Raw genomic sequence first — 18,757 nt, forward strand, 5'->3', positions numbered from 1 at the left:
CGCCCATGATGGGCAGGCAAGCAGCCAGATCGCCAACGTCGCGGCCGGCGTGAAAACGACCGATGCAGTCAATGTCGGCCAGCTCAACACGGTCGATCAGGCCGCCAAGGCGGCGCAGTCGGCGGCCCAGGCCGCGCAGTCCACGGCCGATGGCGCGACGTCTGCGGCCAACCAGGCACAGGCAACTGCCGATTCGGCGGTGACTGCTGCTGCTGCGGCGGCTACCGATGCCGGCAATGCCCAGCGCGCGGCGGACGCCGCGCAGGTCACCGCCAATGAAGCCAGAGCGGTAGCCGGTGCGGCCAGCACACAGCTGGCGGGTATCGGCCCGCAGGAAACCGTCGCCGGCCGGATCAAGGACGCGGGCCAGTCCGTGGCCAATGCCCTGGGCGGCGGTGTGAATGTGAATGCCGACGGCACCGTGTCTGCGCCATCCTATGGAGTGGCTGCCATCAATGCCGATGGCAGCACCGGCGAGGTAACCCAGCACGGTAACGTTGGCGGAGCGCTGAACGCATTGGATCAGAACATCGGCACGGTCAATGACCGCGTCGACGGCCTGGCGCGTGACAGCCTCCGCTGGAACGAAAACCAGGGCGCCTACGATGCCGCCCATGACGGGCAGGCGAGCAGCCAGATCGCCAACGTTGCGGCCGGCGTGAAAACGACCGATGCAGTCAATGTCAGCCAGCTCAACGTGGTCGATCAGGCCGCCCAGGCGGCGCAGTCTGTAGCTGACGCGGCTTCCAGCGCAGCCGATGGTGCGCAGCGCACGGCCGATGACGCTACTGCCCGGGCGGCCACAGCGCAGGCGACGGCGGATCGGGTCGGAGGTGTGGCAAGCGCTGCGTTGCAGGCAGCCAACTCTGCTGGCGAGGGTGTCATCCGCACTGCGGCGGAGGTGGAGCAGACCCGGAATCAGATCGTGCGCGGGGAAATCGGGTTGGTTAAAAAGGATCCGCAGAGCAAGTCGCTCACGATCGGAAAAGACACGGGAGGCAACGAGCTGGATGTCAGCGGCCACGAAGGTGGTCGGCGGGTGACCGGCATCGCTGTGGGCCGGATCGATGATGCCAGCACTGACGCGGTCACCGGCGCGCAGCTCAACGCTTTGGACAAGCGTGTGCAGCGTGCAGACGCGCTGGGTGAGGGCGTCGCAGTGGACAGGCCGAGCTCTGAGCAGCCTGCAGCGCGGGCCGAGGTTGGTAGCGGTGCGGTCGCGGTGGGTGCAGGGACCTCCGCGAGTGGTACCGGAAGCGTGGCGGTGGGGCAGGGTGCTGCAACCACCGGCGCCCAGGCGACCGCGCTGGGCAAGGACGCGGTCGCCAGCGCGCCGGGCAGTGTCGCGCTGGGCGCCGGCTCGCGTGCCGATCGGCCGAACGCGCTTTCGGTGGGGGCGGCCGGCGCGGAGCGGCAGATCACCCATGTTGCGCCCGCCACGCGTGATACTGACGCAGTCAATCTGGGGCAGGCACGATCACTGTCCCGGCAGGAAGCGAGCTGGGCGCTGGTCCAGGCCAACGGATATACGGATCGCCAGATCAAGCAGCTGCGTCGCGAAGCAAACGCAGGTATCGCGCTGTCGATGTCGATGGCGGGTCTCCCGAGCAGCTTCGTTCCGGGCGGAAGGATGATTGCAATGGCCGGGTCGACTTATGGTGGTGAGTCTGCAGTCGCGCTCGGCTTTTCTGCAGTCTCCGAGGATGGCTCGTTCATGCTCAGGGCATCGGGTTCGACCACCACGGAGGACCACGGCTTCACCATCGGTGTAGGCTTCCAGTGGTGATTGGCAACTCCGGCAGGAACATAGCGAGGGGCCGACGCTGGCGGCCCCGATCTCTCGCGCGTGATACACAGCGTGACGTTCGATCGATGTGATAATCATTCGCGTTTAAGGTAGACTGCGGTCCCTTGTGAACCGGCGGCCCTGGGCCGCTTCTGCCGCCGCTGATGAAGCATTTCGTCCCGCCTTCGCGCCGTGGTCCGCTGGCCCGCGGCCTGGCCGCCTTGATGATGGGTCTGCTCCTGGCCACCCCGTACGCCCATACGCAGCAGCGCAATCCGCTGCAGAAGATCGGCCACACCGTGCTCGACGAGCCGGCGGCCAGCTATCGTTTCGAGCATTTCGTGGTGGACAGCCCGGACCAGCAGCGCCGTTGGCGGGTGAACCTGGCGATCCCGGCCAAGGCCGGCAAGACGCCATTGCCGGTGCTGTACGCGCTGGACGGCAACGCCGTCGCCATGGTCCTGGATCAGCCGTTGCTGGCCGAACTGGCTGCGCGCAAGGCGCCACCGGTGCTGGTGCTGATCGGCTACGACAACGACCTGCGCATCGACTCCAAGGCGCGCACCCGCGACTACACCGCATGGATCGATCGCGCCGACGACGAAAGCGGTACGACCCAGGCGGTCGGCGGTGGTGCTGCGGCCTTCCTGGATGTGATCGAACGCCGCATCAAGCCGGAAGTCGAGCGTCGCGCACGCATCGATACGCAGCAGCAAGCGCTGTGGGGCCACTCGCTGGGTGGCCTGTTCGTGCTTAATGCGCTGTACACCCGTCCCGCCGCCTTCCAGTCCTATCTGGCGGCCAGCCCGTCGCTGTGGTGGAGCCAGGGCGCGGCGCTGGGTGATCCGGAACAGCAGTTCGTGCAGAACGTGCATGGCCAGCCGGCAAAGCTCTGGCTGATGCTGGGCGGTGCCGAGCGTGTTGGCGATCGCGGCAAGCGTGACATGAACAATCCGCGCGTGGTCGCGCACCTGCGCCGCATCGGTGGCGCCACCCCGGATGCCGCGATGCAGTTGTCCGAGCGGCTGGGCAAGGTGCCGGGCCTGAGCGTGGAGTACCGCGAGTTCGACGGCCTCGGTCACGGCCCGATGCTGCCCGCCTCGTTCCATGCCGCGCTGCATGAGCTGTACGGCGTGACCGACCGCAGTGCCGGTGACGGCGCGCCCAATGGCGCTGACAACGCCGCTGAATGAATCCCTTCGCATGCCAAGGCGTGCGACCCCACTACCCAGGCGAGGCTGCCGATGTGCAGCGGCCCAGGCAACCGATGAATCCCGCGTCACGTGGCGCGGCCTACGTGTGCAAGGAGCCTTCCATGTCGTTCCGTCCGTCTTTCCGTCTTACCTCTCTCGCCGCCGGCCTGCTGCTGGCGGTGACCGCCACCGCGCAGCCGGTGTTCGACCAACCGGCCAACGCCACCTTCAAGGGCGAGGTCGTTTCACGCGGTGAGAACGTGGTTCCCGGCAGCACTGCCGACGTGGTCGGTCGTGGCTTCGTGCCGGGCCAGAAGGTAAGCCTGCTGCGTGGCGACAGCGTGCTCAACACGCAGCCGCTGGTGGTCAATGCCGATGGCAACTTCAAGACCCAGCTGAGCATTCCCGCCGACGCGGTGCCGGGCACCCACCCGGTGGTGGTGCGCGCCAGCCAGCCGGCCGCAGCCACCGTGCTGAAGCTGCGCGTTTCGCCGCAGCTGCCGCTGTCCGGCCAGGCGCAGTTCGCCACCCAGTCCAACAAGCTGGTGCCGGGCCTGTACCAGTCCGCCTACAGCGCCGCCAGCAACGCGTTGTTCGTGACCTCGGCCGTGGGCCGTCCGCCGGTGACCCAGTCGCAGCTGCTGAAGCTGGACCCGAAGTCGCTGAAGGTGACCAAGGCGATCACCCCGGCGCAGGTGCCAGGCAGCACCAACGGCGCGGTGTACGCGGTCTACGGCGTCGGCGTGGATGACACCAACGGCAACGTGTGGGTCACCAACACCCGCCAGAACTCCATCGCGGTCTATCGCCAGAAGGACCTGTCGCTGGTCCATCAGTTCCCGGTCGATGCCGTGCCGCACGCGCGCGACGTGGTGGTCGATGGCACTCACGGCAAGGTGTTCGCCTCGGCCACGGGTGAAGACCACCTGTCGGTGTTCGATGCCAAGACCCTCAAGGAGCTGCCGGCGGTGACGCTGGAATCCGGCGTGGATGACGGCAAGTTCACCCCGATGAGCCTGGTGCTGGATGAGAAGGGCGGCAAGCTGTTCACCGTCAGCATCGGCACGCCGGAAGCGGCGGTGATCGATGTGGCCAGCGGCAAGGTCGAGAAGGTCATCGACCTGGGCAATTCGATCAGTGCCTCGGGCGTGGCCTTCGACGCGGCACGCAACCGCCTGTACGTGGCCTCGCAGGGCACCGACAACCTGCTGATCGTCGATGTGGCCGCCGGCAAGGTGCTGCACGATGTGCCGGTCGGCGCCGGCGCGCTGAACGTCGCCTTCGATGATGCCTCCGGCCTGGCCTACGTCAGCAACCGTGGCGCTGGCACGGTCACCGTGGTGAACGGTGATGGCAAAGTGGTCGCCAATCTTGATGGCGGTACGCTGCCGAACCACGTCCGCGCCGATGGCAAGGGCAACGTGTTCGCGGTGAACAAGTCGCGCGGCGCTGAAGACCCGAAGGGTGACCGCATCATCCGCATCACCCCGAAGCAGTAAGTCACAGGGCAGGGCGGCGTGCGCGTCGCCCTGCCGGCAAGGAGAATGTGCATGAACATCGCGTCCCGTCTGCGCCTGTGTGCGCTTCCGTTGGCTGTTTCGCTGGCGCTGGCTGCCTGTGGCGGCTCGTCGGCTCCCTCTGATGCCAAGACGCCTGCCGAGTCGCCTGCAGCAACGGCGGCCGCTGCGGAAACGGCGTTGCCGGCAGGCTGGCAGCGCGTGGCCGGTGCCGAGATGCCGGCGGTGCATGACCAGAAGGCGGTGCTGCCGGCCAAGGTGCATTCCGATGACGGTGCCGACATCGAAGTGGCTGACACCAGCCGCATCATCGCCGGTGGCGACGACGTCATCGCGGTGATCGAAGCACTGGGGCTGGGCAAGCAGGTATTTGCCGCGCCGACCAACACCACCACCCAGGCCGGCCTGGCCGCGCCGCACCAGTTCCTGTTCAACCGCACCACTGGCGTGGAGGGCGTGCTGAGCCTGCAGGGCTCGCTGTTCCTCGGCAACAGCCTGCGCCGCCACACCGAACTGGCCAAGAAGCTGCGCGAGGTGGGCGAGCCGGCGGTGGTCATCGATGACCTGCAGCCGGCGCCGGACAAGGTGCGCAAGGTCGCCGCGGCACTAGGGCTGGCCGAGGCAGGGCAAGCACTGGCCACGCAGGTGCAGCGTCAGCTCGACGAGGCTGCAGCGATTGGCAAGGGCCTGGGCCATGCGCCACGACTGATCCACGTATCGGCCACCGGCGCTGGCGGCTCACCGACTGTTGCCGGTGCCGACAGCGCCTCGGCGCAGCTGATCGCGCTGGCTGGCGGCGTCAACATCGGCACCGAGGCGGGGGTGAAGAACTACTCGCAGCTGAGCAATGAAGGCGTGGTCGCCGCGGCGCCGGAGGTGATCCTGGTGACCGAGCATGACCTGCAGCTGTTCGGCGGTGCCGAAGGCCTGTGGAAGGCATACCCGACGCTGAAGCAGACCCCGGCCGGGCAGGCCAATCGGGTCTGGGTGATGCCGGACGTGCAGCTGAAGTACACCAGTGTCGGTTCCGGAGCTGGCGCGCTGGCGCTGGCCAAGGCCCTGGCGGCGTTGCCGAAGGCATGAGTCCGGCGGATCGGCGCCGCCGTCGCGGGCGGACGATGTTGCTGGTGGCGTTGCTGGCACTGCTGGGTGCGGTGCTGGCCTCGTTCGCCGTGGGCCCGCTGCGGCTGCCGCCGCTGGAGGTGATGCAGGCGTTGGCGGTGAAGCTGGGTCTGCTCGATCCGCAGGCGGTCAGCAGCCGCGACCTCGCCGTGGTCTGGCAGCTGCGTATTCCGCGCGCCCTGTTGGGTGCGATGGTCGGTGCGTCGCTGGCGATGGCCGGTGCCAGCCTGCAGGGCTTGTTCGGTAACCCGCTGGCCGACCCCGGCATCGTCGGTGTCAGCCAGGGCGCTGCGCTGGGTGCGGTGGCTGCCATCGTGCTGGGGGCTGCCGGTGCGGCAGGCTGGCTGGTGCCGGTGGCCGCGTTCGCTGGTGGTGCGCTGGCGATTGGCCTGACCTACGCGCTGGCGCGGCCCGGCAAAGGCAGTGGCAACGCCACGCTGCTGCTGGTCGGCATCGCGATGGCCGCGTTCTGCTCCGCGCTGATCGGTTTCCTCACGTACATCGCCAGCGAAAGCGAACTGCAGTCGCTGGTGTTCTGGCAGATGGGCTCGCTGGCGCGTGCCAACTGGGCCGATGTGGCGGCGGTGGTGCCCCTGTTTGCCATCGGCGTGTTCGCGCTGCAGCGACTGGCAACGCCGCTGGACATGCTGGCACTAGGCGAACGCCAGGCGCAGCATCTGGGACTGGACGTGACCAGCACGCGGCGTCGCCTGGTGGCGTTCAGTGCGCTGCTGGTGGGCGCGGCGGTGGCGTTTGCCGGTTCGATCAGCTTCGTGGGCCTGGTGGTGCCGCACGTGGCGCGCCTGCTGGTCGGTCCTGGTCATCGCTGGTTGCTGCCGTTGTCCGGCCTGCTCGGTGCACTGCTGATCGTGGTGGCCGACACCGCGGCACGCACGCTTGATCCGCCCGCGGAGATTCCGCTGGGCCTGTTCTCGGCCGCACTGGGTGCGCCGTTCTTCCTCTGGCTGGTGCTGCAGCAGCGCCGCAAAGCGGCGCCATGAGCGTGCTGCTGAAGTTGCACGACGTGGTGGTGCGCCGCCAGCAGCGCGAGATCCTGCATGGCATCTCGCTGGCATTCGAGCCGGGTACGGTGACTGCCCTGGTTGGCCCGAACGGCGCCGGCAAGTCCACGCTGTTGGCGGTGGCTGCTGGTGACCTGCGTGCCGACGTGGGTGAGGTGAGCCTGCTGGGCAAGCCGTTGGCCAGTTACAAGGCGGGGCCGCTGGCGCGCGAGCGCGCGGTAATGCCGCAGGAGCACGGCGTGCGTTTCGCCTTCAGCGTGGAAGAAGTGGTGGCGATGGGTCGACTGCCGCATCCGCCGGATCCGCGTGTGGACGACGCGCAGGTGGAAGCTGCAATCGATGCCGCCGAACTGCAGGCGCTGCGCCTGCGCGAGGTGCAGCAGCTGTCCGGTGGCGAGTCCGCCCGGACCACGTTCGCGCGCGTGCTGGCGCAGGACACGCCGCTGCTGCTGCTTGATGAGCCGACCGCAGCGCTGGATCTGCGCCATCAGGAGCGCACGCTGCGCAGTGTGCGCGCCTGTGCCGAAGCCGGTGCCTGCGTGATCGTGGTGCTGCACGACCTCAATCTGGCCGCCGGCTATGCCGACCGCATCGTGTTGCTGGAGCAGGGCAGGGTGGCGGCCGATGGCACGCCATTGCAGGTGCTGACCGAAGACAACCTGCAGCGGGTTTATCAGCAGGATGTGGTGGTGCTGGAGCATCCGCGGCGCGGGGTGCCACTGGTGGTGGTGACCTGATTCGAGGGTCGTGTCGTAAATAGCCGCGTCTTTTACGTCGTCCTGAGCGGCTTTCCGATGATTCTACGCCCCTGCCACAGGCGAAGCTGGGATGTTGGGCCTTGGGGGCGCAGGCGTTGCACTGGCTTAGCCCCTCCTTCAGATGCGTGCGGTGGTAGTTGATCATTGCTTTGATGATTCGGGCTGACTGACCATTGGGCGTTCCAGAGCGAGGAAGCCCATATGTTCACCTTCGGCCGCGAGCATGAAATCAAATGCGCGATTCGCAGACACCGCAAGGACGATGAACTGCAGATGGTGCTTGCCATCATCAATGCCATTCACGATTTCAAGGATGGCATCGTTCCGATCGAGAGCGCACTGAATGCGATTCGCAAGGGTCTTGTGGGCGGCGCCTCGGGGACATGGGAGGCGGCTGGCAGCTGGCTTTGCAAGCTGAATGACGCGTATCCAGCCACAGAGTGCGTCTGGTTGGAACTCGCATCCCACCCGATGGCCGAAGTCAGATTCCGAGTGGCGTGCCACATGCTTTGGGTCTCAGAGGGGCTTGCCACGAACTTGTATCCGACACTCGTAAAGGATAGGAGCCGCCGCGTCAGGGAGCAGGCGCAAGGAAACTGGGACTGCCTGCGGCACCCGGAGAGTTACGATGGGAATTCATAGCCCCTATGTGGCTGAGGCTATGCCGACCGCATCGTGTTGCTGGAACAGGGCAGGGTGGCGGCCGATGGCACGCCGCTGCAGGTGCTGACCGAAGACAACCTGCGGCGGGTCTACCAGCAGGATGTGGTGGTGCTGGAGCACCCGCGTCGTGGGATGCCGTTGGTGGTGGTGACCTGAGGGCCCAGTCGTTCTGCGCGGCGACGTATCATGTGCAGTTCGTTTTCTTCAATGGACTGACACAATGATCCGTACCCTCACGCGCTGCGCGCTTCTGTCTGCATTGGTCGCCTCCGTGTGCGCCGCCAACACGGCGTCGGCCGCCTCGGTCTCCCTGATCAAGGCCGCCGACCGGGCTTCGCTGATCGAGAGCCGGCATTCGGCCGGCGAGGGTGCGCCGGTGGTTCCGGTAACGACCCGCTACTTCGCCAATGACGAAGTGCTCATCAGCTGGGATGACCAGCAGGTGTTGATGCTGTGCAAAGAGGCGGTGTACCTGAAGATTCCTGCGGGCAAGGCCGGTGCCGGGGCGTTGGCGCCCGAGACGCGGCAGATGATTGCCTATCAGGCACTGATGTCCGGAATGGGGTCGCTGGCAGCCGTGGCCGAAGCGGCGGGCGATTCCGTGGAGGTAGCCGACGACGGCAGTGAAACCCGTCGCGTGGGTGAGAGCAGCTGGGCCTACGGTGTGGAGCGCTATGACGTCACCACTCAGCGCATGGCCGATGGCGCGCTGCGGGTTAGGACGGCCAAGACCGCGACCGTGAACAATGCCAAGCCTGCGTCGCCGGATGACATGTTCAGTACCGAAGATGATCAGACGGCCCGTCTGTCCGAGTTGGCGCCGGTCGGCAGCTGGACGGAGGTGGTGATCCACGGTGGCCCGCGTCAGGCGCAGGTGGATCCGGCGATGTCGTTGAAGGGATGGATCCCGATGGAGGACGACCAGGCGACGACAGTGGCCGAGGCTCGCAGGTTGCATGAGTGCAAGTGAGGCCTTGCAGCTGCCAGATCCCTTTGCCCGTGGCATAGGAATCTGACCTGACGCAGGCTGGCCTCATCGTTCCATTTTTGTGTGCAATATTCACTTGCGCGCCAGATTGGCAGGTCTAGAATGCGTCCCATGAACCGGATGCCGCTCCTGAAGTTTTTCACCCTGACCCGCGCAAGCGCGGAACGGGCGTGTCTGCCTGGAGCCCCACGAGGCCGTTGAAGCGGCCATCGCTGGACCTTCGACAGAGCGCCCTCCGGGGCGCTCTTTTCGTTTTTGTTTTTTGTTAGTCGACTAACAGTCGACTCTACCCAGTCGACTCTACCCAGTCGACGCTACCTACTCGACTCTACCCAGTACTGCGAAGGAAAAGCGGCGAAATCCATCGCGTCGGTGAAGTGCACGACGGTAACGCGACCACCGATTTCTCGGCGATCGAGCGCGAACGCGGCATCACCATCGGCGCTGCTGCCGTGCAGGCGCAGTGGGCGCCGCGTGACCTGCCGCCGCATCGGCTGACCCTGATCGACACCCCCGGCCACATCGACTTCGCCATCGAAGTCGAACGTTCACTGCGCGTGCTCGACGGTGCCGTGGCCGTGTTCTCGGCGGTGGACGGCGTGCAGCCGCAGTCCGAGACGGTATGGCGCCAGGCGCGTCGCCATCGCGTGCCGCTGATCGCCTTCGTCAACAAGATGGACCGCGTCGGCGCTTCGTTCGAGCGCGTGCTGGAGCAGCTGCAGGACAAACTGCAGGCGCGGCCGTGGGCATTGGGCGTGCCGCAGGGCAGCGAAAGCGGCTTCAACGGCTGGGTCGACCTGGTCGATGAGCGCGTACTGCACTGGCAGGACGGTGCGGCGACGATCATCACCCCGTGGGACGATGCGGCACGGGCGCAGTGGCAGGCTCAGCGCGATGCGCTGGTCGAAGCCGTGGCCGATCACGATGAACAACTGGCCGATGCCTGGCTGGAAGGTCGCGTGATCGATGCCGAACAGCTGCGCGCGGCGATCCGCCGGGCGACGCTGGCGGGTGCGGGCGTGCCCGTGCTGGCCGGTGCTGCGTTCAAGGACAAGGGTATCGAGACGCTGCTCGATGCCGTGGTCGATTACCTGCCGTCGCCGCTGGATCGCCCTGCCGTGACCGCCGAAAGCGAGAGCGGCGAGGTGGTGCTGCCGCCGGATCCGGACGGTCCGCTGGCGGGCCTGCTGTTCAAGATCACCCACCAACAGCACGGCGCGCTGAGCTTCGTGCGGCTGTACTCGGGGACCTTGAAGGTGGGCGACGCGGTGGCCAGCTCGCAGCACCCACAGGGACGGCGTGTCAGCCGGCTGGTGCGGGTGCAGGCCGACCAGACCCACGACATCGAGCAGGCCGTGGCCGGTGACATTGTCGCGGTGCTGGGCTGGAAGGATGCGGTCAGTGGCGAAACGCTGAGCGGCCGTTCGCAGCCGCTGCGCCTGGAGAACATCCAGGCCCAGGCGCCGGTGCTGGCGTGGCGCCTGGAGCCGGCGCGTGCGGCCGACCTGATCCGGATGGCGCAGGGCCTGGCCAGCCTGGCCCAGGAAGACCCGTCGTTCCGCGTCGAAACCGATCGCGACACGGCGGAAACCCTGGTCTGGGGCATGGGCGAGCTGCACCTGGAGGTGATGGTCGAGCGCCTGCGCAGCGAATGGAAGGTGGACGTGGGCGTAGGTGCGCCACGCGTGGCCTACCAGGAGACGCCGCTGCGTGCGATGACCGGCGTCGTCGGGCGGCTGGTCAAGCAGACCGGTGGCCAGGGCCAGTTCGCGCACGTGGTGCTGGATGTGTCGCCGCGCGAGGATGACCAGGTGGTGTTCAACGACCGCATTGTCGGTGGCGTGGTGCCGCGCAGCTTCATCGCTGCGGTGGAGAAGGGCGTACGAGCTGCGCTGTCGGAAGGGCCGCAGGGTCATCCGGTGGTCGGTATCGAGGTCAGTCTTGTCGATGGCCAGACCCATGCCAAGGACTCTTCGGAGATGGCGTTCCATCGCGCGGGTGCCGAGGCGATCAAGGCCGCGCTGGCCGGAGGTGGCACGCAGCTGCTGGAACCGGTGATGGCGGTGACGGTGCATTCGCCGTCGGCGTCGGTGGGCGATGTGGTCGGCGACCTCAACCGGCGCCACGGTCGCATCGCCCGCATCGAGGACCAGGACGGTCGCGCTGAGGTCAGTGGTTTTGCGCCATTGGCGCAGCTGGTGGGTTACACCACGTCGTTGCGTTCGCTCAGCCAGGGGCGGGCGAGTAGCGAGGCGCACCTGCACGGCTACGAGCCGGTACGCGCTGCATGAGGAAAGGTGGGGAGCCCGTTCGCGGGCTCCCCTTTTTTGTGTTCGGGGCGCGCATCCACGCATGGCGTGGATCTACCGCGCGATCGGGTCGCGAGCTCTGCAGTAGATCCACGCCATGCGGGGATGGGGCTCTCGGGATGCGATTTTTTGCATTGCATCGCAACAAAACTGCAGAAAAGGCTGGATTAAAGTGATGCCTCACGATAAATTGCGCACCCCCCGTTGCTCGCCGCCGCCCGCACCCTTCTCATGCGTGATGACAAAGACCCCGGAACCCTGGAGCTGACCCTGCCGCGAAAGCGCGGCCGTCCGCCCAAGTTCGGGTACGCCATGAGTGACGCGCAACGGGCCGCGCGCTACCGCGCGCGCCGGGCAGGGCAGGCCAACCACGCGGATGTGCGCTCCTGTTCGGACATGGTGCTGCTGGACAAGATCCGCGCAGCGGTCAGCGCGCGTGACACCGAACTGGCCGGCTTCCTGGTCCATGTGCTCTGGCAGCGGTACCCACTGCAGCTGAAATAGGCCGACGATGGGGTGGCCGTTGTCATCGAGCTTGTTGATAATGCGGGATTCAGGTTGTTCCCGCTGGCGCGCCCGGGATGGCAGGCGCGCATGATCGAACGGTTCCCAAGATGACCACCACCAGCGACACCACCACCGAAGCGGCGCCGAGCAACGCCCCCCTGTTCTACACCCGTCCGGTGCCGCTGCAGGCCGATGTGCACGCCGACCTGCGCATCCTGCCGGGCAGGCTCGAGTTTGCCGCGGGCAACAACGCCATTCCGCTGGTGCTCGGCGAGTTCTCGCTGGCGCTGCACCACTTCCCGATCCTCTTCGCTGGCCCGACCGCAGTGCCGATGGCTGCCGTTGGCGTATCCGACCAGAACCTGTTCATCAAGGATGGCCTGTGGGAAGACGAGGCCTATATCCCGGCCTACCTGCGTCGCCACCCCTTCATCTTCATCGACACCGGCTCGGACAATGATTTCCTGCTGGGCATCGACGAAGAGAGCTCGCGCGTGGTCAAGGGCGGTGACGAAGGCCAGCCGCTGTTCGTCGATGGCAAGGCCACCGACATGGTGCAGCAGGCGCTGGAGTTCTGTGGCCAGTTCACCCGTGAGCACGAACAGACCCAGGCCTTCTCCAAGGCCCTGATCGACAACGGCCTGCTGGTCGAGCGCAACGCCACCGTGCGTACCCCGGATGGCCGTGAGTTCAATCTCAATGGTTTCCAGGTCGTCGACGTCGAGAAGTTCGTCGCGCTGCCGGAAGCCACTGTGATCGAGTGGCATCGCAGTGGTTGGCTGGCGCTGATCCACCAGCATCTGATGTCGCTGGGTCGCTTCAACGATCTGACCCGTCGCCAGGTCGAGCGTCTGGCGGCCTGATCAGGCCCCGGGCATGGCTTCCGCAGCGCGGGAGCCATGCCATTGCTGAAGGACGCGCAACAGGCGTCGCGCATCGGCCCAGTCGGGTGTGGCGCGCGACCCAGCTCCCACAGGTCGCCCGCCGTGTCCGCCTCTGCGGCCGCCCCGTATATCTGCAGGGCCCCCTGAAGCCGATGCGCGTGATGGCATAGGTCAGTGGCACTGGCGTCATCGATGGCCTGTTCGATCCGCAGCAGCTCGTGGCCGATGTCCGTGATGTAGGCGGGGTCACCTGCGGCTGTGCCCGTTGCGATGGCCTGTCCGGTCGCCGGCAGCTCCAGCGCCCGCAGCAGTGACTCAAGCTGGAGTGGCTTGGTCAGGGTGGCGTCGAACCCTGCTTTCCGGCAGCGCGCCACATGCCGACGATCACGGCGTGCCGACAGCGCGATCAGTCGCAACGGGGCACGCGCCTGCCTGCGCAACTGCATGGCCAGCGCATAGCCATCCATGTCCCCGAGCCCGATGTCGAGCAGGATCACGCTGCGCGGTCTCACGGCCTGCTCGGCAAGCGCGCTGGCGGCGTCGCCAGACGCGTGTACATCGGCACCCAGGCGGCGCAGCTGCTCGCTGATGACCCGGCGATTGAGGCCGTGGTCCTCCACCAGCAGCAGCTCAACCCCGCCCAGCGGCGTTCCCGCGCCGGCGCTGGCGGCTGACGTGACCTTGGCCTTGGCGGGGCGTACCGGCAGGCGCAGGGTGAAGCGACTGCCGCGCCCGGGGACGCTGTGTACTGACAGGTTGCCGCCCATTGCGCGGGCAAGCGCATGCGCGATCATCAGTCCCAATCCGCTGCCTCCGCGCTCCTTGCCGTCTTCGCCCTGCTGGAATGGCTGGAACAACACGGAGAGTTGCTCTGCAGTGATGCCGATACCGCTGTCGATCACATCCAGCATGAGCTCACGAGGGTGGTTGCCTGGCGTCAGTTGAAGGCGCAGCTCGATGCCGCCGACGTCGGTGAACTTGAGTGCGTTTCCCAGCAGGTTGTCGATGATCCGGCGCAGTCCTTCCGGATCGATGGCGACAATGGGGCAGGGCTCGGGGAGGCAGTCGAAGCGAAGCGCCAGCCCGCGCTGCCGAGCCTGGGGACGAATTGCATCCAACGATTGGCGGCAGAGTCGTGCAATGTCGCAAGGTTCTACGTGCGGCTTGAAGGTGCCGCTGGCCAGGCGTGAGAACTCCAGCGAGCGGTTGAGCAGGTTGCGCAGCGAGGAGCCCGCGGCATGTGCAGCCGCCAGCGCTTCTCGCTGCCCCATGGGCGCCGACGGCTGGCTGAGCAGGTCGATCGAGGCAAGGACTGCCTGGGCCGAATTGCGCACCTCGTGGCTCAACATGCCAATCGCGCGGGCGCGGGCACGGCCTTCAGCACGCAGGCGCCTGTGCCAGGCATGCCACAGGAACGGGGCGACTGCCAATGCGGTAGCCAGGGCCGGCAGCCACTGCGGGGGCAGCTGACGCATCCAGTCCAGGACGTGCTCCAGCGAGGCGGGGGCCGCCTGTTGGGCCCATAGCTGCAACAGGCCGGCATGTTCCTCCAGCGTAATGTCGTGCAATGCCCGCTCGATGCGCTCCAGCAGCTGGCGATCTTCGTGGCGCGCAAGCAGGTGCAGGTCGGTGGAGAAATCGCTGTCGAAAGGCTGCAGGTGCAGGTGCCCGGCGAAATGCCGGCGGATCAGGGGCCGCAGGGTCGTTTCCAGACCGATTGCCAGATCGGCGGTGCCACTTTCGACAGCTGCCAGTGTGGCGTGCCGATCGGCCAGGTGCAGCAGGCGGACGTGCGGATGGCGCGCCGCCAGCCATTCCGCATACGGCCCCCCTTCGAGCACGGCCAGGACCTGGTGGTCCAGTTCCGTGATATCGCGTGGCAGGCGTTCGCCGCTGCGGCCGGCGAGCATCGTCTTGCCACCGCGGAACGTGCTGGATGCCACCAGGCCGGGGCAGGGTGGTGGCAGGTGGTTGCCAATCACCAGTACCAGATCCGCTTCGCGTCTGCAGACGGCAGCCACCGATGCGCCGGTGCTGGGATGCTGGTGCTCCTGGAACTGCAGCTGCGAACGCCGTGCAACCAGATTGGCGTAGCCATGGGCCAGGCTTGGCAACGTCGTGCCGCCAGCGAGTGCAGCGGGTACCGGGTGCAGCGACGGCGTGGTCGCTACCCGGACTTCGCGCCCCGGCCCCCATTCAAGTGATGACGCATCCTCGGCCGACGCGGCGGGAAGCAGGATGAGCGCCAACAGCAGGAGGGCGGATGTACGCATTCGATCGCGCATCTTCACGGTGATTCCAGCTGCTGCCGCATGGCGTAGATCTCGGCATCGTTGCGCAGCCTGAGCTTGCGCAGGGCCGCAACCTTCTGTGTGCTGACGGTCTTGATGCTGCGATGGCGGCGGAGCGCGATTTCCGAAACGGTCAGGCCCGCCAGCAGGAGCTCCAGTACTTCGCGCTCGTTGCGGCTGAGCTCTTCGCAGTCTCCCGGCAGCGTGCAGTCGGGTGGCAGTCGCGGAAGGCCCTGCGATACCCGCACGATCGCATCGGAGAGCATCGGCAGTGGTTCGGCCTTGCTGACCACGCCGCTGACACCCGTGGCGATGAGCTGGTTGATGTGGATCGAGGGTGAAAGGGTCGCAAAAGCGAGCAGGGTGACGCGAGGAAAGTGCTCGCGCAGCAGCGGTGTCAGCTCGGACGCGCTGCGATCGTCGCGGGCCAGGGTCAGATCGATGATCGCGACATCCACCCGCATCTGCTGGAGGCTGTCGATGAGTTCGTCGCTGCGGGCGTGGCTGGCGACGATACGGAAGCGGGCGTCGCGGGAGAGGTGCAGGGCAGTGCCGCGACGGACGACTTCGTGGTCGTCCAGTAGTGCCAGTCGCAGCGGGCGCGGGGCAGGAAGTCCATTCATGCGCAGGGAGGTGATCGGCGCCCATGGGGCGTGATGACCATTCTGGCGCTGCTGTCGCGGCGAACATCGAAATTGCTTGATTTTTGCGAATATTCCTAAGAAGTGATTCGCTGCATCCATCGATTCGGAGCTGTCAATTGATGGGATCGAATGCTACCGGACGGATTGCGGCACACGCCGCAGTCGGCGGATGTCGTAGCCCATCTCGGCGATGCGCTGCACGGCCTTCTGGTAGTCGCCGTCGGACACCTGCGGCGTACGCGCCATGTACCAGACATAGTCGCGCTTGCTGCGCGCCACGATGGTCTGGCGGTAGTCGTCATCCCGCCAGGCGATCACGTACTCGGCCTGGATCGGCCAGATGAACTGCATGCCCCAGATCGCGCCATTGCCTTCCTTCTCGACACGGCCAATGGGGTGCATCGACTTCTGCGGCGCATCGAAGCTGCCCTTGCGATAGGTGAAGGTGGTCTGGATGCGCCCGTCGGGCTTCAAGGCATAACTTTCCACCGCATCGTAGGCATCGCGTTCGGGCCAGGACGGAATATGGGCGATCACGTACCAGTCGCCCATGAAGCGTGGCACATCCACCGACGGCGCACGCGGAAACGGCCGGGTGTCGCTGGAGGAGCAGCCTGAGCCGAACAGGCCGACTGCGATCAGCGGAAGCAGCGAGAACATGCGCATGGGGCACCTCAGCGGGGTCGGAACAGATAGTGGGCGACCAGCCACTGCTGGCCGTCGTCGTAGCCGAACAGTTCGGCACATGCCATCCAGAACATCCGCCAGCGCTGCCACCAGACCTTCGCTGCAGCCTGGCCGTAGGTGGCGATCAGCACCGGCATCACCTGCTCGCGGGCGGCATCCTGGTTGGCCAGCCAGTGGTCGGCCGTGCGCTGGTAGTGGGTGCCGTCCAGCAACCAGCGTTGATCCAGGCGCAGGTCGCGCTGGAAATGCAGCAGCGTGTCGGCGGCCGGCATCAGGCCGCCGGTGAAGAAGTGGCGGCCCATCCAGTTGTCGCCGCCGTCCGTCTCGAACGGGTACATCAGTGTGCGATGGGCGAAGATGTGCACGAACAACGCGCCATCCGGTTTCAGCCACCGTGCGATGCCTGCCAGCAGGCGCTCGTAGTTGCGTACGTGCTCGAGCATCTCCACCGAGACACAGCGGTCGAACCCGGCTGTCGGCAGATCAAGTTGGTTGACGTCACAGGTCAGCACCTCGACGTTGTCCAGGCCGCGCGCCTGGCACTGCGCCATGATGTGCTGGCGTTGGCTGTGCGAGTTGGAGACGGCAGTGATATGCGCCTGCGGGTAGCGTTCGGCCATCCACAGGGTCAATGAGCCCCAGCCGCAGCCCAGCTCAAGAATCTGCTGGCCATCGGCCAGTCCGGCGCGCTGGCCGTACAGTTCCAGCATGGCGTCCTCCGCCTGGTCCAGCGTTTCGCGCCCGGTGGGGTAGTAGCAGCTGCTGTACTTCAGTCGCTTGCCCAGGCAGGCCTGGAAGAAGGCTGCCGGCACTTCATAGTGTTGGCGGTTGGCTGTGTCGGTATGCAACGCGAGCGGGCTGTCGGCCAGCTCGGCGATGCGCCGGCTGAAGCGTGCCGATTGGCCCTCGATGCCACCCTCGCTTTCCTCATGCAGGCGCTGCGCGCACAAGCGGCGGATGCCCGCACGCAGCGCCGCATCGGGGACCAGTCCGCGTTCGGCCCAGGCGATCAGCCCGGTTTCCGCATCTTCGGCTGGGTTCAGTGACGGGATCGCGCTCATGCGGAATGCTCCTTGGAAGGACGGGGAAACCAGGGAAAGAACATCGGTGTACTGCGCTGGTAGGCGCGATAGTCGTCGCCGCGGCTGCGCAGCGCCTGTTTCTCGGTGAATGGAATGCCGCTCAGATAGCGCAGGAACACGTACATCAGCAGCGGGCCGGCCCAGGCCAGCCACCACAGTGGCGAGCCGACCGCGAGCAGAACATAGGTGAACCAGTGCAGCCACTCGAAGAAGTAGTTGGGGTGGCGGGAATAGCGCCAGAGTCCGACGCGGCAGGTGCGGCCCCTGTTCGCCGGGTCGGCGCGGAAACGCGCCAGCTGGCGGTCGGCCAGGCTTTCGCCGCCGACGCTCAGCAGCCAGACCAGCGCTGCGGCCACCACCCACAGGGTCAGGTCGGCCCGAGGATTGGCAGCCACCGCCACGAAGGGCAGGGCGAACAGGACGATCAGCAACGCCTGCGCCATGAAGAAGCCGAAGATCTTGCCCTGGTGGCCGTGCCAGTATTGGCGCAGGTAGCGGTAGCGTCCGTCCTCTTCTTCGTGACGGACCCGGTGCCACAGATGCAGGGCGAGTCGACTGCCCCACAGGCCGCCGAGCACGCCCAGCGCGATCCGCGGCATCACCGCACCGTCGCCGAGCAGCGCCAGCAACAGCGCCGAGGCGCCCATGCCCTTTGCCCAGAGCACATCAACCACGCCGATGTTGTGGTGGCGGCGCTGCCAGGCCCAGCCCCAGCTCATCACCAGTACGGCGTACAGCAGGACCCACATCAGATTGATCATGACGACGCTCCTGCGAAGGGCGGCTGCGGGATGTGCATGCCGCGACGGGCGGTCCGGCACAGCAGGGAAAGCGCAATGCTCCAGCCCGCGCCCAGCACCAGCAGTCCTGGCCATACGGGATCTACGAACCGCACTGCGTCGAAACCGCGTGCGGCAGACAGATAGGCCAGCGGTGCCAGCAGCAGGCCGAACAGGGCCGGCAGGGCCGGGTGGTGCTGCAGGAAGCGCATCGACGTGGTCAGCGTCATCGCGAACGCCGCCCACAACGCCATGATCCACGGCGGTGGCGCCCAACCCAGTGGGGCCGCCGCGTAGCGCACCGTGCCGCTGGCGGCGGCACTGGCGTCGACCAGCCATGCGCAGGCCAGTGCCAACAGCAACAGCCGCAGATCCAGCCGGGGGCGCGGTGAGGTCAACAGCTGGCTGCCGATGTAGAGCGACGCGGCCAGTAGCGCGGGCCACTGCCAGCCGCGGCCCGCGCCGGCCACGGCACACAGCCAGACCAGCTGGTTGCCGAGCAGATTGGCCCAGAAGCGATGCATG

The 18,757-nt window shown here is 66.7% G+C and carries 15 protein-coding genes and 3 pseudogenes; 12 read left to right on the top strand and 6 right to left on the bottom strand.

What is annotated here, in order from left to right; all coding sequences use genetic code 11:
• The 12 genes and pseudogenes from AC5P6X_RS10595 to AC5P6X_RS10650 all read left to right on the top strand — a co-directional run.
• Window positions 1-1,786 (top strand): YadA family autotransporter adhesin (locus tag AC5P6X_RS10595; protein WP_495215429.1); only part of this gene is annotated, 1,786 nt, incomplete at its 5' end.
• Between the two features lie 164 nt (window positions 1,787-1,950).
• The gene (locus AC5P6X_RS10600; protein WP_005409608.1) at window positions 1,951-2,979 is read left to right on the top strand and encodes an alpha/beta hydrolase; all 1,029 of its coding nucleotides are present in this window, start codon (window positions 1,951-1,953) and stop codon (window positions 2,977-2,979) included.
• 122 nt (window positions 2,980-3,101) lie between these two features.
• A complete protein-coding gene (locus AC5P6X_RS10605; RefSeq protein WP_495215430.1) occupies window positions 3,102-4,478 on the top strand; it encodes a YncE family protein in 1,377 nt (458 codons plus the stop codon).
• A 51-nt stretch (window positions 4,479-4,529) separates the two neighbouring features.
• Complete coding sequence (locus tag AC5P6X_RS10610; protein WP_005409610.1) at window positions 4,530-5,579, top strand: heme/hemin ABC transporter substrate-binding protein; 1,050 nt, start codon at window positions 4,530-4,532, stop codon at window positions 5,577-5,579.
• Window positions 5,576-6,619, top strand: a complete 1,044-nt coding sequence (locus AC5P6X_RS10615; protein ID WP_322533761.1) for a FecCD family ABC transporter permease — start codon at window positions 5,576-5,578, stop codon at window positions 6,617-6,619. The genes AC5P6X_RS10610 and AC5P6X_RS10615 overlap by 4 nt, the downstream gene beginning before the upstream one ends.
• Window positions 6,616-7,377 carry a heme ABC transporter ATP-binding protein gene (locus AC5P6X_RS10620; RefSeq protein WP_005409612.1) on the top strand — a complete coding sequence of 254 codons (762 nt, stop codon included), beginning with the start codon at window positions 6,616-6,618 and terminating at the stop codon, window positions 7,375-7,377. The genes AC5P6X_RS10615 and AC5P6X_RS10620 overlap by 4 nt, the downstream gene beginning before the upstream one ends.
• A 222-nt stretch (window positions 7,378-7,599) precedes the next feature.
• The gene (locus AC5P6X_RS10625) at window positions 7,600-8,040 is read left to right on the top strand and encodes a hypothetical protein (RefSeq protein WP_005409613.1); all 441 of its coding nucleotides are present in this window, start codon (window positions 7,600-7,602) and stop codon (window positions 8,038-8,040) included.
• A 15-nt stretch (window positions 8,041-8,055) separates the two neighbouring features.
• Window positions 8,056-8,217 (top strand): annotated as a pseudogene (locus tag AC5P6X_RS10630) (hemin ABC transporter ATP-binding protein); the annotation flags it as partial.
• 64 nt (window positions 8,218-8,281) lie between these two features.
• Window positions 8,282-9,031: a hypothetical protein gene (locus tag AC5P6X_RS10635; RefSeq protein ID WP_005409614.1), complete on the top strand. Its 750-nt coding sequence runs from the start codon at window positions 8,282-8,284 to the stop codon at window positions 9,029-9,031.
• A gap of 362 nt (window positions 9,032-9,393) precedes the next feature.
• Window positions 9,394-11,340 (top strand): annotated as a pseudogene (fusA, locus tag AC5P6X_RS10640) (elongation factor G); the annotation flags it as partial.
• Window positions 11,341-11,589: 249 nt separating this feature from the next.
• Window positions 11,590-11,862, top strand: a complete 273-nt coding sequence (locus AC5P6X_RS10645) for a hypothetical protein (RefSeq protein ID WP_005409616.1) — start codon at window positions 11,590-11,592, stop codon at window positions 11,860-11,862.
• 110 nt (window positions 11,863-11,972) lie between these two features.
• A complete protein-coding gene (locus tag AC5P6X_RS10650; RefSeq protein ID WP_005409617.1) occupies window positions 11,973-12,728 on the top strand; it encodes a SapC family protein in 756 nt (251 codons plus the stop codon).
• On the opposite strand, the pseudogene AC5P6X_RS10655 reads toward AC5P6X_RS10650, so the two are convergent.
• From AC5P6X_RS10655 to AC5P6X_RS10680, 6 genes and pseudogenes are all read right to left on the bottom strand, one after another.
• Window positions 12,729-15,034 (bottom strand): annotated as a pseudogene (locus AC5P6X_RS10655) (ATP-binding protein).
• Window positions 15,035-15,036: 2 nt separating this feature from the next.
• The gene (locus tag AC5P6X_RS10660) at window positions 15,037-15,783 is read right to left on the bottom strand and encodes a LuxR C-terminal-related transcriptional regulator (RefSeq protein WP_241899012.1); all 747 of its coding nucleotides are present in this window, start codon (window positions 15,781-15,783) and stop codon (window positions 15,037-15,039) included.
• 33 nt (window positions 15,784-15,816) lie between these two features.
• Window positions 15,817-16,350: a lipocalin family protein gene (locus tag AC5P6X_RS10665; protein ID WP_049450240.1), complete on the bottom strand. Its 534-nt coding sequence runs from the start codon at window positions 16,348-16,350 to the stop codon at window positions 15,817-15,819.
• 8 nt (window positions 16,351-16,358) lie between these two features.
• A complete protein-coding gene (locus AC5P6X_RS10670; RefSeq protein ID WP_123958556.1) occupies window positions 16,359-17,432 on the bottom strand; it encodes an SAM-dependent methyltransferase in 1,074 nt (357 codons plus the stop codon).
• Entirely contained in the window at window positions 17,429-18,214 is a 786-nt protein-coding gene (locus tag AC5P6X_RS10675; RefSeq protein WP_049450236.1) for a DUF1295 domain-containing protein, read from the bottom strand. The genes AC5P6X_RS10670 and AC5P6X_RS10675 overlap by 4 nt, the downstream gene beginning before the upstream one ends.
• On the bottom strand, window positions 18,211-18,756 hold the full coding sequence (locus tag AC5P6X_RS10680; protein WP_123958557.1) for a DUF2878 domain-containing protein: 546 nt from the start codon (window positions 18,754-18,756) through the stop codon (window positions 18,211-18,213). Before AC5P6X_RS10680 ends, AC5P6X_RS10675 begins: the two co-directional genes overlap by 4 nt.
• Between the last annotated feature and the right edge of the window lies 1 nt (window position 18,757).

It is taken from the genome of Stenotrophomonas sp. YJH_SMC_40, from assembly GCF_059368615.1.

Coding starts and splice junctions, on each gene's coding strand:
- AC5P6X_RS10600 (WP_005409608.1), top strand. CDS start 1,951: ATGAAGCATTTCGTCCCGCCTTCGCGCCGTGGTCCGCTGGCCCGCGGC.
- AC5P6X_RS10605 (WP_495215430.1), top strand. CDS start 3,102: ATGTCGTTCCGTCCGTCTTTCCGTCTTACCTCTCTCGCCGCCGGCCTG.
- AC5P6X_RS10610 (WP_005409610.1), top strand. CDS start 4,530: ATGAACATCGCGTCCCGTCTGCGCCTGTGTGCGCTTCCGTTGGCTGTT.
- AC5P6X_RS10615 (WP_322533761.1), top strand. CDS start 5,576: ATGAGTCCGGCGGATCGGCGCCGCCGTCGCGGGCGGACGATGTTGCTG.
- AC5P6X_RS10620 (WP_005409612.1), top strand. CDS start 6,616: ATGAGCGTGCTGCTGAAGTTGCACGACGTGGTGGTGCGCCGCCAGCAG.
- AC5P6X_RS10625 (WP_005409613.1), top strand. CDS start 7,600: ATGTTCACCTTCGGCCGCGAGCATGAAATCAAATGCGCGATTCGCAGA.
- AC5P6X_RS10635 (WP_005409614.1), top strand. CDS start 8,282: ATGATCCGTACCCTCACGCGCTGCGCGCTTCTGTCTGCATTGGTCGCC.
- AC5P6X_RS10645 (WP_005409616.1), top strand. CDS start 11,590: ATGCGTGATGACAAAGACCCCGGAACCCTGGAGCTGACCCTGCCGCGA.
- AC5P6X_RS10650 (WP_005409617.1), top strand. CDS start 11,973: ATGACCACCACCAGCGACACCACCACCGAAGCGGCGCCGAGCAACGCC.
- AC5P6X_RS10660 (WP_241899012.1), bottom strand. CDS start 15,783: ATGGATGCAGCGAATCACTTCTTAGGAATATTCGCAAAAATCAAGCAA.
- AC5P6X_RS10665 (WP_049450240.1), bottom strand. CDS start 16,350: ATGCGCATGTTCTCGCTGCTTCCGCTGATCGCAGTCGGCCTGTTCGGC.
- AC5P6X_RS10670 (WP_123958556.1), bottom strand. CDS start 17,432: ATGAGCGCGATCCCGTCACTGAACCCAGCCGAAGATGCGGAAACCGGG.
- AC5P6X_RS10675 (WP_049450236.1), bottom strand. CDS start 18,214: ATGATCAATCTGATGTGGGTCCTGCTGTACGCCGTACTGGTGATGAGC.
- AC5P6X_RS10680 (WP_123958557.1), bottom strand. CDS start 18,756: ATGCATCGCTTCTGGGCCAATCTGCTCGGCAACCAGCTGGTCTGGCTG.